Genomic DNA, 17,174 nt, shown 5'->3' with positions numbered 1-17,174 from the left:
GCTATGGCATGGAGCACGGCATGAGCAAGCGCGTCCGCGCCCCCCAGGAGCCGCCTCCCCGTTCCAACCGCCCGCGCGCGGTATCCGAACTGCTGCCCGCGATCGGCGGCGCGGCCTTTCGCCGCTTCGGCTTCGTGCAGAGCGCCATCGTCAGCCGCTGGCCCGATATCGTCGGGCCGCGCCTGTCGACCGCCAGCGCCCCCGAATCGATTCGCTTTCCGCAGGGCGAGAAACAGAACGGCGTCCTGACCCTGGTGGTGCGCGGCGCGCATGCGCCGATGATGCAGCATATCGCGCCCGAGATCATCGAGCGGGTCAACCGCTTCTTTGGCTATCCGGCGGTTGCGCGGTTACAGATCCGGCAGGGCGAGTTGCCCGCCGTGATGCCGCGCCGCGCCGCGCCGCCGCGTCCCCAGCCCGTGCCCCCGGAAATGGGCGAAGGACTGCGCCAGATCGTCGACCCCGAACTCCGGGCCGTTCTCGAATCGCTTGCCGCCGGCGTCGCTGCGACGCGCGGCCTTCCCAAGGTATCGTGATGCGTCTTGTCCTGTCGCTGGCCGCGCTTGGCCTCGGTCTCGCCCTGCCCGCTACCGCCGCGCTGTCGGCGCCCGTCCAGCGCAGGGCCAGCGATTGGACCACGCACATCGCCCAGACGCCCGCCGGGGCCTATGTGATCGGCAATCCGGCCGCGCGCGTGAAGCTGGTCGAATATGTCAGCTATACCTGCCCGCATTGCGCCGACTTCACGGTCAAGTCGGCCCCGGTGCTGAAGGACCGGATGGTCCGTTCCGGTTCGACCAGTGTCGAGATACGCCACTTCATCCGCGACCGGCTGGACCTCGCCGCTGCGCTGGTCGCGCGGTGCGGCGGCGCGGGCCGGTTTGCCGCGCTGCACCAGGCGATGTTCGCGCAGCAGCGCACATGGCTGGAGCGGGGCATGGAGTATGAACAGGCCAATGGCCAGCGGATCGGCACCTATCCCATGGCGGCGCAGATGCGCGCGCTGGCCGAGGGAGCCGGGCTGACCGCGATCGGCAAGGCCGCGGGGCTCACCGATGCACAGATCGGTGTCTGCCTGGGCGATCGCGCCGCCGCCGACCGGGTGGTGGCGATGACCAGTTCCGCGCCCGCCTCGATCGAGGGGACGCCCAGCTTCTTCATCAACGGCAAGCAGGCGGACACCTTCACCTGGGAAGGGTTGCAGCCGCTGCTGCGCGCCGCCGGTGCGCGCTGATTCCTCTTTTCTTTCGGAGCATATGTCGATGAAGTCTCGTCTTCTCCTCCTCGCCCTGTCGGTGTCCGCGCCGCTCGCGCTCGCCGCCTGCGGTGGCAAGGGGGACGCCAACAGCACCGCCCCCGCCGCCTCGCCCGTCGCGGCGGTCGCCGCCCCTGCGGGCAAGGACTGGACCCAGGTCGTCAGCAAGACCGCCGAGGGCTATGTGATGGGCAACCCCAATGCCCCGATCAAGCTCGTCGAATATGGCTCGCGCCTGTGCCCCGCCTGCGGGGCCTTTGCACGCGAGGGCTATGAGCCGCTGACCAACACCTACGTCAAGTCGGGCAAGGTGAGCTGGGAATTCCGCGAGTTCCTGATCCACGGCGCGCCCGACCTGCCCCCGGCGCTGCTCGGCATCTGCGCGGGCGAGGCGACCTTCTTCCCGATCCTGGAGCAGATGTACCAGGCGCAGCAGGGCTTCAACGACAAGCTCCAGGCGATGAGCCCCGACCAGCAAAAGGCGTTGCAGAATGCCAAGCCGGTCGACGTCATCAAGGCGCTGGCCGATCGGATGGACCTGGTCAATTTCGTCAAGCAGCGCGGCATCCCCGAAGCCAAGGCGCGCCAGTGCCTGGCCGACATGACGCAGATCGACCGGCTGACCAAGCAGACCCAGGATCGCGGCGCGGACGGCACGGTGACGGGCACCCCGACCTTCATCCTGAACGGCAAGCCGGTGGCGGGCGCGATCGGCTGGAAGGACGTGGAAGCGGCGCTGAAAAATGCCGGCGCGTAACAGCGCCAGCTTCTGATGCAGGCAAAGGCGGTCGGATGAAGGTCCGGCCGCCTTTTTTCCTGGCCGGAACCAGGCTATCCGCACGCCCCCGGCGAAGACCGGACCTCCGTTGCCACGCGGCTGACGGCGCGCATAGCGATGCGGCGGAGACGACAGCCACACAGAAGCAGTGGCGACGCCCATGTCCCGTCTTGCTCGCATGGCAACTGGACCCCGGCCTTCGCCGGGGTGGCATGGCAAGCGATGGGGGTACCCCCGGTTCGCGCTGAGCAAAGGGCGGCAAGAAGGATATGCGGCAAACGCACAAAGGGCCCGGGGATCACTCCCCGGGCCCTCTTGGCTTTGGGCTCGAATCCCAAGCCGGACCGGTCCCCGGCGCGGCCGAAGCCACGCCGGTTTTCCGAGTTCCGACTTAGAAGTCCATGCCGCCCATGCCGCCCGGCATCGCCGGAGCAGCCGGCTTGTCTTCGGCCAGCTCGGCCACGGTGGCTTCCGTGGTGATGAGCAGACCCGCGACCGACGCCGCGTTCTGGAGCGCGGTGCGGACGACCTTGGTCGGGTCGATCACGCCGGCCGCGACCAGGTTCTCATAGGTGTCGGTCGACGCGTTGAAGCCGAACGAGGTGTCGTTCTGGTCGAGCAGCTTGCCCGACACGACCGCACCGTCATGACCGGCATTCTGCGCGATCTGGCGGACCAGCGCGGTCAGCGACTTGCGAACGATGTCGATGCCGCGGGTCTGGTCGTCATTGACGCCCTTGACGCCGTCGAGCGCCTTGGTCGCGTACAGCAGCGCCGTACCGCCGCCGGGGACGATGCCCTCTTCGACGGCCGCGCGGGTCGCATGCAGCGCGTCGTCGACGCGGTCCTTGCGCTCCTTGACCTCGACCTCGGTCGCACCGCCGACCTTGATGACGGCGACGCCGCCAGCCAGCTTGGCCAGACGCTCCTGGAGCTTCTCGCGGTCGTAATCGCTGGTGGTGTTCTCGATCTGCGCACGGATCGCCTCGGTGCGCGCCTTGATCGCCTCGGCTTCACCCGCACCGTCGACGATGGTGGTGTTGTCCTTGTCGATCGTGACCCGCTTGGCGGTGCCCAGCATGCCGACGGTGACGCTCTCGAGCTTGATGCCCAGGTCTTCCGAGATCAGCTCGCCCGCGGTCAGGATGGCGATGTCTTCCAGCATCGCCTTGCGACGATCGCCGAAGCCCGGCGCCTTGACCGCCGCGACCTTCAGGCCGCCGCGCAGCTTGTTGACGACGAGCGTGGCCAGAGCCTCACCCTCGATGTCCTCGGCGATGATCAGGAGCGGACGGCCCGACTGGACGACAGCTTCCAGGATCGGGAGCATCGCCTGCAGGTTCGACAGCTTCTTCTCGTGGATCAGGATGTACGGGTCGTTGAGTTCGACCGTCATCTTCTCCGGGTTGGTGATGAAGTAGGGCGACAGGTAACCACGGTCGAACTGCATGCCCTCGACGACGTCGAGTTCGAATTCGAGGCCCTTGGCCTCCTCGACGGTGATGACGCCTTCCTTGCCGACCTTTTCCATGGCTTCGGCGATCTTCTCGCCGACTTCACGGTCGCCATTGGCCGAGATGATGCCGACCTGCGCCACTTCCTGGCTGCCCGAAACGGGCTTGGATCGCGACTTGATGTCCTCGGTCACCTTGGCGACGGCGATGTCGATGCCGCGCTTCAGGTCCATCGGGTTCATGCCGGCGGCCACCGACTTCATGCCCTCGCGGACGATCGCCTGGGCCAGGACGGTCGCGGTGGTGGTGCCGTCACCGGCGATGTCGTTGGTCTTCGACGCCACTTCGCGCACCATCTGCGCGCCCATATTCTCGAACTTGTCCTTGAGTTCGATTTCCTTGGCGACGCTGACGCCGTCCTTGGTGATACGGGGCGCGCCGAACGACTTGTCGATCACGACGTTGCGGCCCTTCGGGCCCAGCGTGACCTTGACGGCGTCGGCGAGGATGTCGACGCCCTTCATGATGCGCTCACGCGCGTCGCGCGAAAACTTGACTTCCTTGGCTGCCATGGTGGCTACCCTTTCAATCTGGAATTGTCAGAAAAACGGGAAAGGAACGGTCGCTCAGCCGATGATGCCGAGGATGTCCGATTCCTTCATGATCAGCAGGTCTTCACCGTTCACCTTGACCTCGGTGCCCGACCACTTGCCGAACAGGATGCGGTCGCCGGCCTTGACGTCGAGCGGCGTGACCTTGCCGTCTTCGGCCTTCGCGCCCGAACCGGCGGCGACGACTTCGCCCTCCTGGGGCTTTTCCTTGGCGGTGTCGGGGATGATGATCCCGCCGGCCGTCTTTTCCTCGGCCTCGACGCGACGGACGAGAACGCGGTCGTGCAACGGACGAAAGTTCATTGCCATGTCCCTTTATCTGGCATGTTACACTTTTCTGGCACTCGAGCCATGCGAGTGCCAACGCAGTCGGATATGTGAACCCGCCTCCGGACCGTCAACGACCCCCCGAAAAAATTTTCGACGGGCCGATGCCAAAGACGCGCCGACGCGAAATCGGCAACAGGCCATATGGATAGCATCCGTCACCGGACGCGCGCATGCGTATTGGCCCCATAACACGGGCCATTGCCGCGCCCTCCCGGCTGGGCTAGCGATAGGCGATGACCGATGCTCGCACAGACGCTCTTCCGCCGCCCTCCGCGCTCGACCAGGATTTTCGGAAGCCGGGCAAGCCGGGGCGGCGCAGCGGCTGGCGGCTGGTGGGCGGCGCATGGCGGTTGCTGGTCGGGATCAAGGATCTGCTGGTCCTGGCGGCGATGCTGCTGTTCTTCGGCCTGCTCTTCGCCGCGCTCAACGCCCGGCCGGGAACCAAGCCGATCGGCGACGGCGCGCTGCTGCTCAAGCTGGACGGCCCGATCGTCGAACAGCCCGAGACGATCGCCCCGCTCGCCATGCTGTCGGGCCAGACCCGCGCCCGGCAATATCGCCTGCGCGACGTGGTGCGCGCGATCGACGCGGGCCGCGACGACGCCCGGGTGAAAACGCTGGTCCTCGACCTCGATTCGTTCGGCGGCGCCTATCCTGCGGCGTTGCAGGAAGTGGGCGACGCGATCGCGCGCTTCCGCAAGGGCGGCAAGCCGGTGCTCGCCTATGCCACCGCCTATACCGACGGCGCGTACCGGCTGGCCGCCAACGCCAGCGAGATCTGGGTCAATCCGCTGGGCGGCACGATCTTCACCGGCCCGGGCGGCAACCAGCTTTACTATAAGGGGCTGATCGACAAGCTGGGCGTGACCACCCATGTCTATCGCGTCGGCCGCTTCAAGTCGTTCGTGGAACCCTATATCCGTGCCGACCAGAGCCCCGATGCGCGCGCGGCGTCGCAGGCGCTCTATGGCACGTTGTTCGCCCAATGGCGCGAGTCGGTCGCCAAGGCGCGCCCGAAGGCGCAGATCGACGCCTTCCTGCAACAGCCGGACCGGGTCGTCCTCGCCGCGGGCGGCAACATCGCCGACGCCGACCTGAAGGCCGGTCTGGTCGATAGGCTTGGCGACCGCATGGCCTTTGGCAAGCGGGTGGCGGAGGTCGCGGGTGTCGACAAGCAGAAGCCCGCGGGCAGCTTCCGCACCATTTCCTATGCTGCTTGGGTCCGCGCCAATCCGCTGCCCGCCAAGGGCGATGCGATCGGCGTGCTGACCATCGCGGGCTCGATCGTCGATGGCGAGGCCGGGCCGGGCACGGCGGCGGGCGACACGGTGTCCAAGGCGCTGCTCGACGGGCTCGCCAAGAAGAACCTCAAGGCACTGGTCGTGCGTGTCGACTCGCCGGGCGGCTCGGTCCTGGCCTCGGAACAGATCCGCCAGGCGATCCTGGAGGCCAAGCGCCAGAAGCTGCCGGTGGTCGTGTCGATGGGCGGCCTCGCCGCGTCGGGCGGTTATTGGGTCTCGACCCCCGGCGACATCATCTTCGCCGAGCCGGGCACGCTGACCGGGTCCATCGGCATCTTCGGCATCATCCCGACCTTCGAGAACACGCTGGCCAAGATAGGCGTGACCACCGACGGGGTGAAGACGACGCCGCTGACCGGCCAGCCCGACGTGATGGGCGGGACGACGCCGATGCTCGATTCGATCCTGCAGGCGGGGATCGAGAATGGCTATCGCCAGTTCCTGACCCGCGTCGCCCAGTCGCGCCACATGACGCCCGAAAAGGTCGACACCATCGCGCAGGGCCGGGTGTGGGACGGCGGCACCGCCCGGCAGATCGGGCTGGTCGATCGTTTCGGCACCCTGTCCGACGCGATCGCCGAGGCCGCGCGCCGCGCCAAGCTCGACCCGGCCAAAGTCTATCCGGAATATCTGGAGAAGAAGCCGGGCTTCGCCGCCTATCTGGCCGAAGGGTTCGAGGGCGACGACGACGCGAACCAGGGCGGCGACGTCTTCGCCATCGCCGCGGCCGAACGGCGCGCAGTCGTTGCCCGGGCGCTGGGCGATGTCCAGCGGCTGGTCAGCGGCGGGTCGGTCCAGGCGCGCTGTCTGGAATGCGGCGCGCTGGGACCGATGGCGACGGCGGGCGACCAGAAGCTGCTCGACCTGATCGTCGCGCGGCTGGGGCTTTAGGCCCCGTCCCGTTCCGGCCTTTCGAAGCGCGGGGCTTCCCGCCAGGCCGATCCCTCGAAGCTGGAGACCACACGCCGCATGATCGCCATCCGCGCCGCCCGCCCCGATGACGCCGCCGCCATCGCCGCCATCTATGCCCCGCATGTGCTGGCGGGCGTGGTCTCGTTCGAGACCCAGGCGCCCGACGCGGAAACGATGCGCGCGCGGATGGCCGGGGCGGACGGCCTCTATCCCTGGATCGTCGCCACGTTCCGTGACGAGGACGGTCGCGAGGATGGCGTGATCGGCTATGCCTATGCCGCCCGCTTCCGCGAGCGCGAGGCGTATCGCTGGGTCGTGGAGACGACCATCTATGTCGCCGACGTGTCGCAGCGCTCGGGCGTCGGGCGGCTGTTGTACGAAGCGCTGGTCGACACGCTGACCGCGCAGGGCTTCACCCAGGCGATGGGCGTCATCGCGCTGCCCAATGACGGCTCGATCAAGCTGCACGAAGCGGTCGGCTTTCGCCGCGCCGGCGTGTTCCGCGAGGTGGGGCACAAACATGGTCGCTGGATCGATGTCGGCTATTGGCAGCGCGAGTTGGCGGATCCCACCCCGAACCCGGCCGAACCCCGCCGCTTCACGGAGGTCGGCGTGGTGCGCGACCCGGTATCGACCCGCCACCGCTAAGGCCCCCGGCCTTTCGCCAGCCATGGTCGTGGACGTTCGCGTCTCGGCGGGCTGAACCACGACCCAGGACGAGAGTTTCGCACATCATGGTCAAGCTCATCGGATCGCCGCCCCGCCAGCCGAAACCTCGCCAGCCGAAACCCCACCGGGCGGTGGCGCGCCTGCGCGCCGGACGCCGTGTCGAGATACGCGCCAGGATGGAGATCACCAGCGGCGGTTTGCTGGCGATCGGCGGACTGGTGTCCGCCATTCTGCTGTCGACCGCGGTGCTGGTCGGCACCTCCACCCGGCGCGCGAGCCCCTAGACCGGGGCGGCGTCGGCTCCCGCGCCATAATGATGCCAGGTGAAGATGGCGAGCGCGCTGCGGTGCGGGCGCCAGGCCTCGGCCAGTGCGCGCACCTGTTTTTCCGAGGGGCGCGCATCATGGCCCAGGATCCGGCCCGTCTCGATCTGCACCGCCAGATCGCCCGCGGGCCAGATATCGGTGCGCCCCTCCGCGAACAGCAGATAGACTTCCGCCGACCAGCGCCCGATCCCCTTCACCCGGACGAGCTGCGCGATCGCCTCCTCGTCATCCTCGGGCAGGTCCGCCAGGTTCAGGCGACCGCTGGTCACCTCCTCCGACAGACTGCGCAGATAGCCCGCCTTTTGCCGCGAGATGCCCGCGCCACGCAGTTGCTCGTCGGTCACGCCGTGCATCCGCGTCGGGTCGGTCGCGTCGCCCAGCAAATCGCTCAGCCGCCGCCAATGCGAATCGGCCGAGGCGACCGAAACCTGCTGTCCCAGGATCGTGCGCACCAGCGTCGCATAGCCGCGCTGGCGGACGCGTGGTTCGGGATAGCCGATCCGTCGCAGCGCCGCCGCGATCGCGGGTTCGATCGCGGCCAGCGCATCAAGGCTGGCGCGAATCTGTTCGACACTCAGCCCCATGATGCTTGATCCGCGCGTTCAGGCCCGGCAGAGCCGTCGGCAACAAGGAGAATAGACATGCCCAAGCTTATCGTCGTGACCCGCGACGGGGAAGAACGCGAAATCGACGGCGAGGCCGGCCTGTCGGTGATGGAAGTGATCCGCGACGCGGGCGTGGACGAATTGCTGGCATTGTGCGGCGGATGCTGCTCCTGCGCGACCTGCCACGTCCATGTCGATCCGGCCTTTGCCGACACGCTGCCCGCGATGGGGCCGGACGAGGACGATCTGCTGGATTCGACCAGCGACCGCAACGCGACCTCGCGCCTGGCGTGCCAGTTGCCGTTCGGCGCGGGCCAGGACGGCATGCGCGTCCGGATCGCGGCCGAGGATTGATCGGCCGATAGCGCCGGGCCCTTCGTCGGAACGGGGACCGGCGCCGATGAAGGCGGCGCGCGCCGGGCCGCCGCCTCGCTCTGTTTCCGGCTCTTTTGCCCTTCGCGAGCGGGACGTGTAGATGTCGCCCGGCCATGGCCACCCATCCGCCCGCCGCGACCTCCACCGCACCGCCCCCCGCCTCCGACCCTCTGTCGGTCCGGCCGTTTTTCGAGAACAAGGCGCGCGCCTTCTGGACGCTGCAGGCGGCCGGCTGGTCCGGCTATCTGGTGCTGCGCTCGGTGGTCGGCATCTCCAACGGCTTTTCGCTGGAGAAGATCATCCCGGTCATCATCGAAGCGATCCTGGGCTATTGCATCACCCTGTTGCTCTCGACGCTGTACGGCTATTACCGCCGCATCCCCCGGGTCATGGCGGTCTTCCTGACCCTGGCGACGCTGGCGGCCGCGACCTTTCTCTACGCCGCGCTCAACGCCTTTTCCTTCTCCTTCATCACCACGACGCAGCCGGGCGTCACGGTCACGCTGCTGATCGGCAATCTGTTCATCACCTTCGTCGTGCTGGCGGGCTGGTCGGCGCTCTATTTCGCGATCAACTATTATCTGATCGTCGAGAGCCAGATCGATGAACTCCGCGCGCTCGAGCTTCAGGCCTCGACCGCGCAGCTGGCGATGCTGCGCTACCAGCTCAATCCGCATTTCCTGTTCAACACGCTCAACTCGATCTCCACGCTGGTGCTGCTGAAACAGACCGAGCGGGCCAATGCGATGTTAAGCCGGCTGTCAGCCTTCCTCCGCTACACCTTGGCGAATGAGCCCACGGCGCACGTCACCGTGGCGCAAGAGGTTGAAACGCTGAAACTCTATCTCGAAATTGAAAAAATGCGCTTTGAGGATCGCCTGCGTCCCAGCTTCGAGATCGACCCGCGCGCCGAGCGCGCGCGCTTGCCCTCGCTGCTGCTGCAACCGCTGGTCGAGAACGCGATCAAATATGCGGTCACGCCGCAGGAAGAAGGCGCGGAAATCCGGGTCGATGTGCGGCTTGTCGGGCAACGGGTGCGGATCGCCGTATCGGACACCGGCCCCGGCTTGCACGAAATCCGTCATTCCTCAAGCGTTTCGACCGGCGTTGGGCTGTCCAATATCCGCGAACGACTGGCCCAGGCCTATGGTCCGAACCACCGTTTTGAAACCCGCTCCGCGCCCGCTGGCGGATTCTCGATAGAGATCGAGATTCCGTTCCAGCTTGAGAATGTGAACAGAGAGGCCGCATGACCATCCGCACCATCCTCGTCGATGACGAGTCCCTGGCCATCCAGGGACTGGAGCTTCGGCTCCAGGCGCACGAAGACGTCGAGATTATCGAGCGCTGCTCGAACGGGCGCGAAGCCATCCGCGCGATCAAGACGCACAAGCCCGACCTGGTCTTCCTCGACATCCAGATGCCCGGCTTCGACGGCTTCTCGGTCATCCAGGGCCTGATGGAGGTCGAACCGCCGCTCTTCGTCTTCGTCACCGCCTATTCGGACCATGCGCTGCGCGCGTTCGAGGCGCAGGCGGTGGATTATCTGATGAAGCCGGTCGAAGAGGCGCGCCTCGCCGACACGCTCGACCGGGTGCGCCAGCGGCTGAACGAGAAGCGCGGCGCGGGCGAGGTCGAAAAGCTGAAGGAAGTGCTCGCCGAACATGCCCCCGAGGCGGTGGCCGATCTGAACGAGGGTGGCGAGGTGGCCTCCAGCCGTTTCGAGAAGCTCATCAACATCAAGGATCGCGGCCAGATCTTCCGCGTCGATGTCGACACGATCGAGATGATCGAGGCAGCGGGCGATTACATGGTCATCAACACCGGCGACAATTCGCTGGTCCTGCGCGAGACGATGAAGGATCTGGAAAAGCGGCTCGACCCGCGCCGGTTCCAGCGGGTGCATCGCTCGACCATCGTCAATCTCGACCTGGTCAAGCAGGTGAAGCCGCACACCAATGGCGAATGCTTCCTGCTGCTCGAATCGGGCGCGCAGGTGAAGGTGTCGCGCAGCTATCGCGACGTGGTCGCGCGTTTCGTCCACTGAGGCATGGCATCCGCCCCCGACAAGGGGGCGGGCAGCCGCCGTGGGCCGGTCGGCATCCCTGTCCCTGGCGGACGCCGTGTCGCGGTTAGCGCAGGCCCAGCATCTTGTGGGTCTGCAACGTCAGGCGCCAGCGCGGCCGCTCCAGCACCTGCGCGATGCAGGCCTCGCGATGGGCATCGGCCTGCGGATCGTCGAGCGGCTGGAGCAGATGGTGGCGAAAGTCCCAGTCTTCCAGGTCCACCGGATCGAGCCCCGCCTGCGGCCACACCAGCTTCAATTCATCCCCCGCGCGCTGGACGACCTCGGACCCCGCCTTGGGGCTGATGCATATCCAGTCGAGTCGCGGATGCGCGGCAAGCGTGCCGTTGCTCTCGATCGCGATGAAGAAGTCCGCCGCGTGCAGCGCGTCGACCAGCGCATCGTCGACCTGCAACATCGGTTCGCCGCCGGTCAGCACGACGAAGCGTTCGCTGCGCGACTCGCCCCAGAATGCCTCGACCGCCGAGACCAGCGCGGCGGCGCCGGCGAATCGCCCACCGCCCAGCCCGTCGACGCCGACGAAATCGGTGTCGCAGAAGCGGCAGATCGCACTCGCCCGGTCCTGCTCGCGCCCCGACCACAGGTTGCAGCCCGCGAAGCGGACGAATACCGCGCGCCGCCCGGCCTGCACGCCCTCACCCTGGAGCGTCAGGAACATTTCCTTGACGGCGTAGCTCACCGGTTCAGCCCTGCGGCTCGACCGCGTAGGCGGTGGGATCGGGGATACCCGCTTCCGCAAAGCCCTTGGACCGCAGGCGGCAACTGTCGCAGCGCCCGCAATGCAGGCCACCGGGCGCCGGATCATAGCAGGACCAGCTCATGCCCATGTCCACGCCAAGCCGCGCGCCTTCGCGCACGATGTGGGCCTTGGTCATGTGCTGGAGCGGGGCGTGGATCTTGAAGGGCTGTCCTTCGACCCCCGCCTTGGTCGCGATTTCGGCCAGCCCCTCGAACCCGGCGATGAATTCGGGACGGCAATCGGGATAGCCCGAATAATCGAGCGCATTCACCCCGATGAACAGGTCGCGCGCGCCCGCCGCCTCGGCCCAGCCCAGCGCCAAGCTGAGGAAGATCGTGTTGCGCGCGGGCACATACGTCACCGGAATACCCGGCTGGACGCCGTCCTTGGGCACATCGATATCGGCGGTCAGCGCCGACCCGCCGAACGCCGACAGGTCGAGCGGCAGGACGATATGCCGTTCCGCCCCCAACGCGGCCGCGATCCGGCGCGCGGCGGCCAGTTCGACCTGATGCCGCTGGTTATAATCCACCGACAGCGCCAGCACGCGATAGCCTTGGGCCTTGGCCGAAGCGGCGGAAATCATCGAGTCCAGGCCGCCCGATACGAGGACGACCGCCAGGGGAGCAGAAGATGTCATGATGGGCGCGACCGCTACGCCGTTATGCCGCCGGTTGCAATGGCGCGCGCGAAGGAACGGAAAAGACACGAAAAAACGGGGCCGCCCGGCAAACCGCGCGACCCCGCGAAAGGGCCAGAACCGGACATGCTGTGACCCGGTCGAGGGAGAATCCGCTGCGAAACAGCGTATGGCGGCCTAGGCCAAGACCCGTGAAGATCGCGTTAAGGCCGACGCCGGTCGCGTCAGTTCTTGAGCTTCCATCCCTTGCGCAGCAGCGCGTAGCACAGCAGCGCCAGCGCGACGTCGATCGCCAGCACGATCACGCCGCCCAGCAGCACCGGCGAGTCCGCGAGCCCGAGAAAGCCGTAGCGAAAGCCCGAGATCACGTAGAAGAACGGGTTCGCATGGCTGATCGCGCGAAACGCCGGGGCGAGGCCGTCGACCGAGTAGAAGGTGCCCGACAGCAGCGACAAAGGCACGACCACGAAATTGGTGACCGCCGCCGCATGGTCGAACTTCTCCGCCCAGATCGAGGTCAGCACGCCCAGCAGCGCCAGGAACACCGATCCCAGCAGGCCGAACCACAGCACCGCCAGCGGCATATGCGGCGCGACATGCACCCCCGGCCAGAGCAGCATCGCCACCCAGACAGTCAGACCCACCAGCACCGCGCGGGTGACGGCGCCGCCAACCAGCGCGGCCAGCAGCTCGGCGGTGGACAGCGGCGGCATCAGATAATCGACGATCGTGCCCTGGATCTTGCCGACCAGCAGCGAGAAGCTGGCATTGGCGAAGGCATTGTTCATCATGCCCATCACGATCAGGCCCGGCGCGATGAAATCGGCGAACGGCACCTGGAGCCCCGCCACCGGCACCGCATGGCGGCCACCCAGCGCGGTCGTGAAAATGATGAGGTAAAGCAGCGTGGTGACCGCGGGTGCCCAGATCGTCTGGAGCTGCACCTTGAAGAACCGGCGCACCTCCTTGATATAGAGGGTTCGCAGGCCGCCCCAGTTGACGTTCCGGATCACGGGCACACCAGGGGCGGCGCGCACGGCCGACTGGATTTCGCCGATTGGGGGCTGGCTGCTCATCGCGATAGCGCGTAACCGCTGCCGCGCCCGCCCGCAACCCGGCGCGACGAACTGAGTGAGGAAAGGTGTATAATGTCCTGGACCGATGAGCGGATCGAAACGCTCAGGACGATGTGGGAAGCGGGACAGACCGCCAGCCAGATCGCCGAAGCATTGGGCGGGGTCAGCCGCAACGCGGTGATCGGCAAGGCGCATCGCCTGGGTCTTCAGGCGCGTCCGTCGCCGGTGAAGGCGAACGAACCCGCCCCCGTCGAAGCCCCCGCTCCGGCCCCGGCCGCCGCGCCGCCACCACCGCCGCCCGCGCCGGAACCCGAACCCGTGCGCGCCGAACCCGCGCCGGTCGCGGCGGCCGAACCCGCGCCCGAGCCGGTGCGCGAGCCCCAGCCGGTGCTGCGCTCCGTCGGCCCCGGCGGCTTCGTCCGCCAGTCGCCGGGCGAGCAGCAGCCCCCGCCCTCGCCCGCCCCGCCGCGTCGCCTGGTCCCGGCCAAGCCGAGCGCCGAGATTGCGGGCAAGACCTCGCTGCTCGACCTGAACGACCGCATCTGCAAATGGCCGATCGGCCATCCGGGCGAACCCGATTTCCATTTCTGCGGCGAGAAGGTGAACCCCGGTTTCCCCTATTGCGTCGAGCATTGCGGCCACGCCTATCAGGCGCAGCTTCCCCGCCGCGATCGCCGCCCACCGCCGCCGCTGCCCTTTGGCGGCCCGCGCGTCCGCTAAACGTCACGCCGTGACCCGAAAGCCCGCCGGTTTCGCGACCGGCGGGCTTTTTGCTGTCCGGCGAGAGCATTGCACGAAACCGGGGAGGCTCGCGGGCAAGCCGAACCGATCGCAGAGCCGGCCTGCGCCGCAAGTCCGATCCGGCCCAGTGGAAGCCGCGATGGGGAAAGGCGTCATTGCCGAGCGGGGCCGGGGCCGGCCATGAATTCACCCCTGGACAAGAGGCGTCGGCCCGCGTCGGAGCGATCGTGGCGCAGCGAGGCGAGTCCCACCCGACCGCCGCATTGCCCACCAGCCGTCAGCCCGCCAACGGCCCACGCCATATCGCGCATTGCTCCTGTCACACACCCGCGCCATAGCCATGCCCGTGACCCGCCATCCTGCTCTTATCGCGCTGATCGCCGGCGCGCTTGCCGCCTGCGGCTTCGCCCCGCTCGACCTGTGGCCGCTGATGATCGCCGGGCTGATCGTCCTGCTGTCGGTGGTATGGACCGCGCCCAGCCTGCGCGGCGCGCTGTGGCGCGGCTGGGCCTTCGGGCTGGGCCATTTCACGGTCAACAACAACTGGTTCCAGCACGCCTTCGACTTTCAGGACAAGATGCCGCCCGTGCTGGGCTATTTCGCGGCGGTCGGGCTGGCGCTCTATCTCGCGTTGTTCCCGATGGCGGCGGCGGGGCTCGCCTGGCGCTGTCGGCGGAGGCACGCCGATGCCTCCTATGTGCTGATCTTCGGCGCGGCGTGGATCGCGACCGAGTATCTGCGCGCGCGGCTGTTCACCGGCTATGCTTGGGATCCGGTCTCGGTCGTCTGGCTGCCGGTGATCGGCGTGGCGCGGATGAGCGCCTTTGTCGGCACCTATGCGCTGTCGGGGCTGACGGTGGTGCTGGCGGGCGCGATCTGGCTGGCGTTTCGGCGGCACTGGCGGCTGGCGGCCGTCATGGTGCCCGCGACTGGGCTGGCCGCGCTGTCCGCCCCGCTCACCCGTGCGCCCGAACCGGCGGCCGATGCGCCGCTGGTTCGCGCCGTCCAGCCCAATGTCGCGCAGGACCAGCGTGGCGAAAGCGACGGGCCGCTGCTGCTCGACCGGCTGACCGCCCTGTCGGGACAGCCCGGCCCCCGCCCGCGCCTCATCGTCTGGCCCGAAGGCGTCGTTCGCGACATGATCGAGGACGGCTATCCCGAATGGGCCTATTTCGGGTTCAACTACGCGCCGCCCATCTGGACGCGACGGCGCATCGCCACCGTGCTCGGCCCGCGCGACACCGCGCTGGTCGGGGGCACCGCACTCTATTTCTCACCCGATCGCCGCCGCGTGACCAGCGCGACCAACAGCGTGTTCGCGATCGATCGGCAGGCGCGGATCACCGGTCGCTACGACAAGGCGCATCTGGTCCCCTATGGCGAATATCTGCCCATGCCCTGGCTGCTCAAACCGCTGGGGTTGGCGCGCCTGGTGCCCGGCGACATGGATTTCACCCCCGGCCCCGGGCCGCGCAACCTGCGCGCTCCCGGCTTCGACGCGGTCGGCGTGCAACTCTGCTACGAAATCATCTTCTCGGGCGAGGTAGTGGACGAGGCGCATCGCCCGCGCCTGCTCTTCAACCCGTCCAACGACGCCTGGTTCGGCCGCTGGGGCCCGCCCCAGCATCTGGCGCAGGCGCGGATGCGCGCGATTGAGGAAGGCCTGCCCATCCTGCGCTCGACGCCCAACGGCATTTCCGCGATCATCGCCGCCGATGGCCGGCTGGTCGCCACCGTCCCGCACCTGACCGCCGGCGCCGCGGAGGCTCCGCTGCCCGTCACCCTGCCCCCCACCGTCTTTTCGCGAATGGGCAACATGCTCGCGCTCATCCTCGCCATGGCGCTGGCCGCGATCGGCGTTGCCATACGCCGCCGCGCTCGCTAGGACCGATATAAAGCTATCTTTATATTGTTATGAGGACGGGAATGCGTAGCTCGTACATCTTCACCTCGGAATCGGTTTCCGAAGGCCATCCCGACAAGGTCGCCGACCAGATCAGCGACTCGATCGTCGACCTGTTCCTGTCCAAGGATTCGGAAGCGCGCATCGCGTGCGAAACCCTGACCACCACCAACAAGGTCGTGCTGGCGGGCGAGATCCGCTGCAAGGGCGTGTTCGAGAACGACCATTGGGCCGAGGGCGCGCTGGAAGAGATCGAGCGGACCGTGCGCGCTACCGTCAAGCGGATCGGCTATGAGCAGTCGGGCTTCCACTGGGAGACGTTCGACTTCTCGAACAACCTGCACGGCCAGTCGGCGCATATCGCGATGGGCGTGGACGAGAGCGGCAACAAGGACGAGGGCGCTGGCGACCAGGGCATCATGTTCGGGTACGCGACCAACGAGACCCCCGGCCTGATGCCCGCCACCCTGTATTACAGCCACAAGATCCTGGAAAAGATGGCGGCCGACCGCCACTCCGGCGCAGCCCCCTTCCTGGAGCCCGACGCCAAGAGCCAGGTGACGCTGCAATATGAAAACGGCGTGCCGGTCCGCGCGACCGCGATCGTCGTGTCGACCCAGCACTCGGCCGAACTGTCGAACGAAGCGGGTCAGACCAAGTTGCGCGACTATGTGAAGTCGGTCCTGACCGAGGTGCTGCCCGAGGGCTGGCTGCCCGAGGACAAGCAGATCTATGTCAACCCGACCGGCCTGTTCGAAATCGGCGGCCCCGACGGGGACGCCGGCCTGACCGGCCGCAAGATCATCGTCGACACCTATGGCGGCGCGGCCCCGCATGGCGGCGGCGCGTTCAGCGGCAAGGACCCGACCAAGGTCGACCGTTCGGCGGCCTATGTCGCGCGCTACCTCGCCAAGAACGTCGTCGCGGCGGGCCTGGCCAAGCGCTGCACCATCCAGCTCTCCTACGCGATCGGCGTGGCCGAGCCGCTGTCGGTCTATGTCGACCTGCACGGGACCGGCACCGTCGAGGAAGCCAAGCTGGAAACCGCCCTGCCCAAGCTGGTCCGCCTGACGCCGAAGGGCATTCGCGAGCACCTCAAGCTCAACGCGCCGATCTATTCGAAGACCGCCGCTTATGGCCACTTCGGCCGTGAGGCGGAAGGCGCGCTGTTCACCTGGGAAAAGACCGATCTGGTCGATCAGATCAAGGCCGCCGTCGCCGCCTGATCGCGCTCCGGCTTCGTGAATCGAAAGGCCCGCGCGGGGATAGCCTCGCGCGGGCCTTGTCTTTTACGGCTCTCGTGTCTCGATCACAGACCGCCAAAACAGCCGCTGGCATGATGCTTGTGAGCACGCCGACCGACATCGTCGTCC

General features: G+C 67.5%; 18 protein-coding genes. 12 read left to right on the top strand and 6 right to left on the bottom strand.

The features are described from left to right. Positions 1–8 precede the first annotated feature (8 nt). From RN629_RS03700 to RN629_RS03690, 3 genes are read left to right on the top strand one after another with little or no spacing between them, the layout of a single operon-like run. Positions 9–536: a DUF721 domain-containing protein gene (locus RN629_RS03700; protein ID WP_407033945.1), complete on the top strand. Its 528-nt coding sequence runs from the start codon at positions 9–11 to the stop codon at positions 534–536. Further along, the gene (locus tag RN629_RS03695; RefSeq protein WP_407033912.1) at positions 536–1,234 is read left to right on the top strand and encodes a thioredoxin domain-containing protein; all 699 of its coding nucleotides are present in this window, start codon (positions 536–538) and stop codon (positions 1,232–1,234) included. Before RN629_RS03700 ends, RN629_RS03695 begins: the two co-directional genes overlap by 1 nt. Positions 1,235–1,262: 28 nt before the next feature. Next, positions 1,263–2,012, top strand: coding sequence for a DsbA family protein (locus tag RN629_RS03690; protein ID WP_407033911.1), 750 nt, complete (start codon positions 1,263–1,265; stop codon positions 2,010–2,012). 412 nt (positions 2,013–2,424) lie between these two features. Here RN629_RS03690 and groL read toward each other — a convergent pair whose 3' ends face one another. After that, complete coding sequence (gene groL, locus RN629_RS03685; RefSeq protein ID WP_407033910.1) at positions 2,425–4,059, bottom strand: chaperonin GroEL; 1,635 nt, start codon at positions 4,057–4,059, stop codon at positions 2,425–2,427. Between the two features lie 54 nt (positions 4,060–4,113). Then, a complete protein-coding gene (gene groES / locus RN629_RS03680; protein WP_042484184.1) occupies positions 4,114–4,401 on the bottom strand; it encodes a co-chaperone GroES in 288 nt (95 codons plus the stop codon). A 260-nt stretch (positions 4,402–4,661) separates the two neighbouring features. Here groES and sppA point away from each other — a divergent pair, with 260 nt between their 5' ends. From sppA to RN629_RS03665, 3 genes are all read left to right on the top strand, one after another. Next, positions 4,662–6,620 (top strand): signal peptide peptidase SppA, encoded by a 1,959-nt coding sequence (sppA, locus tag RN629_RS03675; protein ID WP_407033909.1) that lies wholly within the window; start codon positions 4,662–4,664, stop codon positions 6,618–6,620. Between the two features lie 78 nt (positions 6,621–6,698). Further along, the gene (locus RN629_RS03670) at positions 6,699–7,289 is read left to right on the top strand and encodes a GNAT family N-acetyltransferase (RefSeq protein ID WP_407033908.1); all 591 of its coding nucleotides are present in this window, start codon (positions 6,699–6,701) and stop codon (positions 7,287–7,289) included. Positions 7,290–7,375: 86 nt separating this feature from the next. Then, the gene (locus RN629_RS03665; protein WP_407033907.1) at positions 7,376–7,594 is read left to right on the top strand and encodes a hypothetical protein; all 219 of its coding nucleotides are present in this window, start codon (positions 7,376–7,378) and stop codon (positions 7,592–7,594) included. On the opposite strand, the gene RN629_RS03660 is transcribed toward RN629_RS03665, so the two are convergent. After that, complete coding sequence (locus RN629_RS03660) at positions 7,591–8,220, bottom strand: DNA-3-methyladenine glycosylase family protein (RefSeq protein WP_407033906.1); 630 nt, start codon at positions 8,218–8,220, stop codon at positions 7,591–7,593. The genes RN629_RS03665 and RN629_RS03660 overlap by 4 nt on opposite strands. A gap of 57 nt (positions 8,221–8,277) precedes the next feature. Between RN629_RS03660 and RN629_RS03655 the strand changes: the two genes are divergently transcribed. From RN629_RS03655 to RN629_RS03645, 3 genes are all read left to right on the top strand, one after another. Then, positions 8,278–8,595, top strand: coding sequence for a 2Fe-2S iron-sulfur cluster-binding protein (locus RN629_RS03655; RefSeq protein WP_407033905.1), 318 nt, complete (start codon positions 8,278–8,280; stop codon positions 8,593–8,595). A gap of 134 nt (positions 8,596–8,729) precedes the next feature. Next, positions 8,730–9,869 carry a sensor histidine kinase gene (locus tag RN629_RS03650; protein WP_407033904.1) on the top strand — a complete coding sequence of 380 codons (1,140 nt, stop codon included), beginning with the start codon at positions 8,730–8,732 and terminating at the stop codon, positions 9,867–9,869. Then, a complete protein-coding gene (locus RN629_RS03645) occupies positions 9,866–10,663 on the top strand; it encodes a LytR/AlgR family response regulator transcription factor (protein WP_407033903.1) in 798 nt (265 codons plus the stop codon). Before RN629_RS03650 ends, RN629_RS03645 begins: the two co-directional genes overlap by 4 nt. Positions 10,664–10,748: 85 nt before the next feature. Here the strand turns inward: RN629_RS03645 and queE are convergent, their stop codons facing one another. The 3 genes from queE to RN629_RS03630 form a co-directional block, all read right to left on the bottom strand. Further along, positions 10,749–11,381: a 7-carboxy-7-deazaguanine synthase gene (gene queE, locus RN629_RS03640; RefSeq protein WP_407033902.1), complete on the bottom strand. Its 633-nt coding sequence runs from the start codon at positions 11,379–11,381 to the stop codon at positions 10,749–10,751. A gap of 4 nt (positions 11,382–11,385) precedes the next feature. Next, the gene (gene queC, locus RN629_RS03635; RefSeq protein WP_407033944.1) at positions 11,386–12,084 is read right to left on the bottom strand and encodes a 7-cyano-7-deazaguanine synthase QueC; all 699 of its coding nucleotides are present in this window, start codon (positions 12,082–12,084) and stop codon (positions 11,386–11,388) included. Positions 12,085–12,305: 221 nt separating this feature from the next. Next, positions 12,306–13,157: an ABC transporter permease gene (locus tag RN629_RS03630; protein ID WP_407033901.1), complete on the bottom strand. Its 852-nt coding sequence runs from the start codon at positions 13,155–13,157 to the stop codon at positions 12,306–12,308. A gap of 72 nt (positions 13,158–13,229) precedes the next feature. On the opposite strand from RN629_RS03630, the gene RN629_RS03625 reads away from it, so the two are divergent. The 3 genes from RN629_RS03625 (at position 13,230) to metK (ending at position 17,027) form a co-directional block, all read left to right on the top strand. Then, positions 13,230–13,877, top strand: coding sequence for a GcrA family cell cycle regulator (locus RN629_RS03625; RefSeq protein ID WP_407033900.1), 648 nt, complete (start codon positions 13,230–13,232; stop codon positions 13,875–13,877). 361 nt (positions 13,878–14,238) lie between these two features. Beyond that, positions 14,239–15,783: an apolipoprotein N-acyltransferase gene (gene lnt, locus RN629_RS03620; RefSeq protein WP_407033899.1), complete on the top strand. Its 1,545-nt coding sequence runs from the start codon at positions 14,239–14,241 to the stop codon at positions 15,781–15,783. Between the two features lie 41 nt (positions 15,784–15,824). After that, positions 15,825–17,027 (top strand): methionine adenosyltransferase, encoded by a 1,203-nt coding sequence (gene metK / locus RN629_RS03615; protein WP_407033898.1) that lies wholly within the window; start codon positions 15,825–15,827, stop codon positions 17,025–17,027. The last annotated feature ends 147 nt before the right edge of the window (positions 17,028–17,174 follow it).

Origin of the sequence: Facivitalis istanbulensis (genome assembly GCF_040560405.1) — a bacterium.
Lineage (GTDB): Bacteria > Pseudomonadota > Alphaproteobacteria > Sphingomonadales > Sphingomonadaceae > Sphingomonas > Sphingomonas istanbulensis.
The sequence above is the reverse complement of the archived record's forward strand: the minus strand, read 5'-3'. Positions and strand labels throughout refer to the sequence as shown.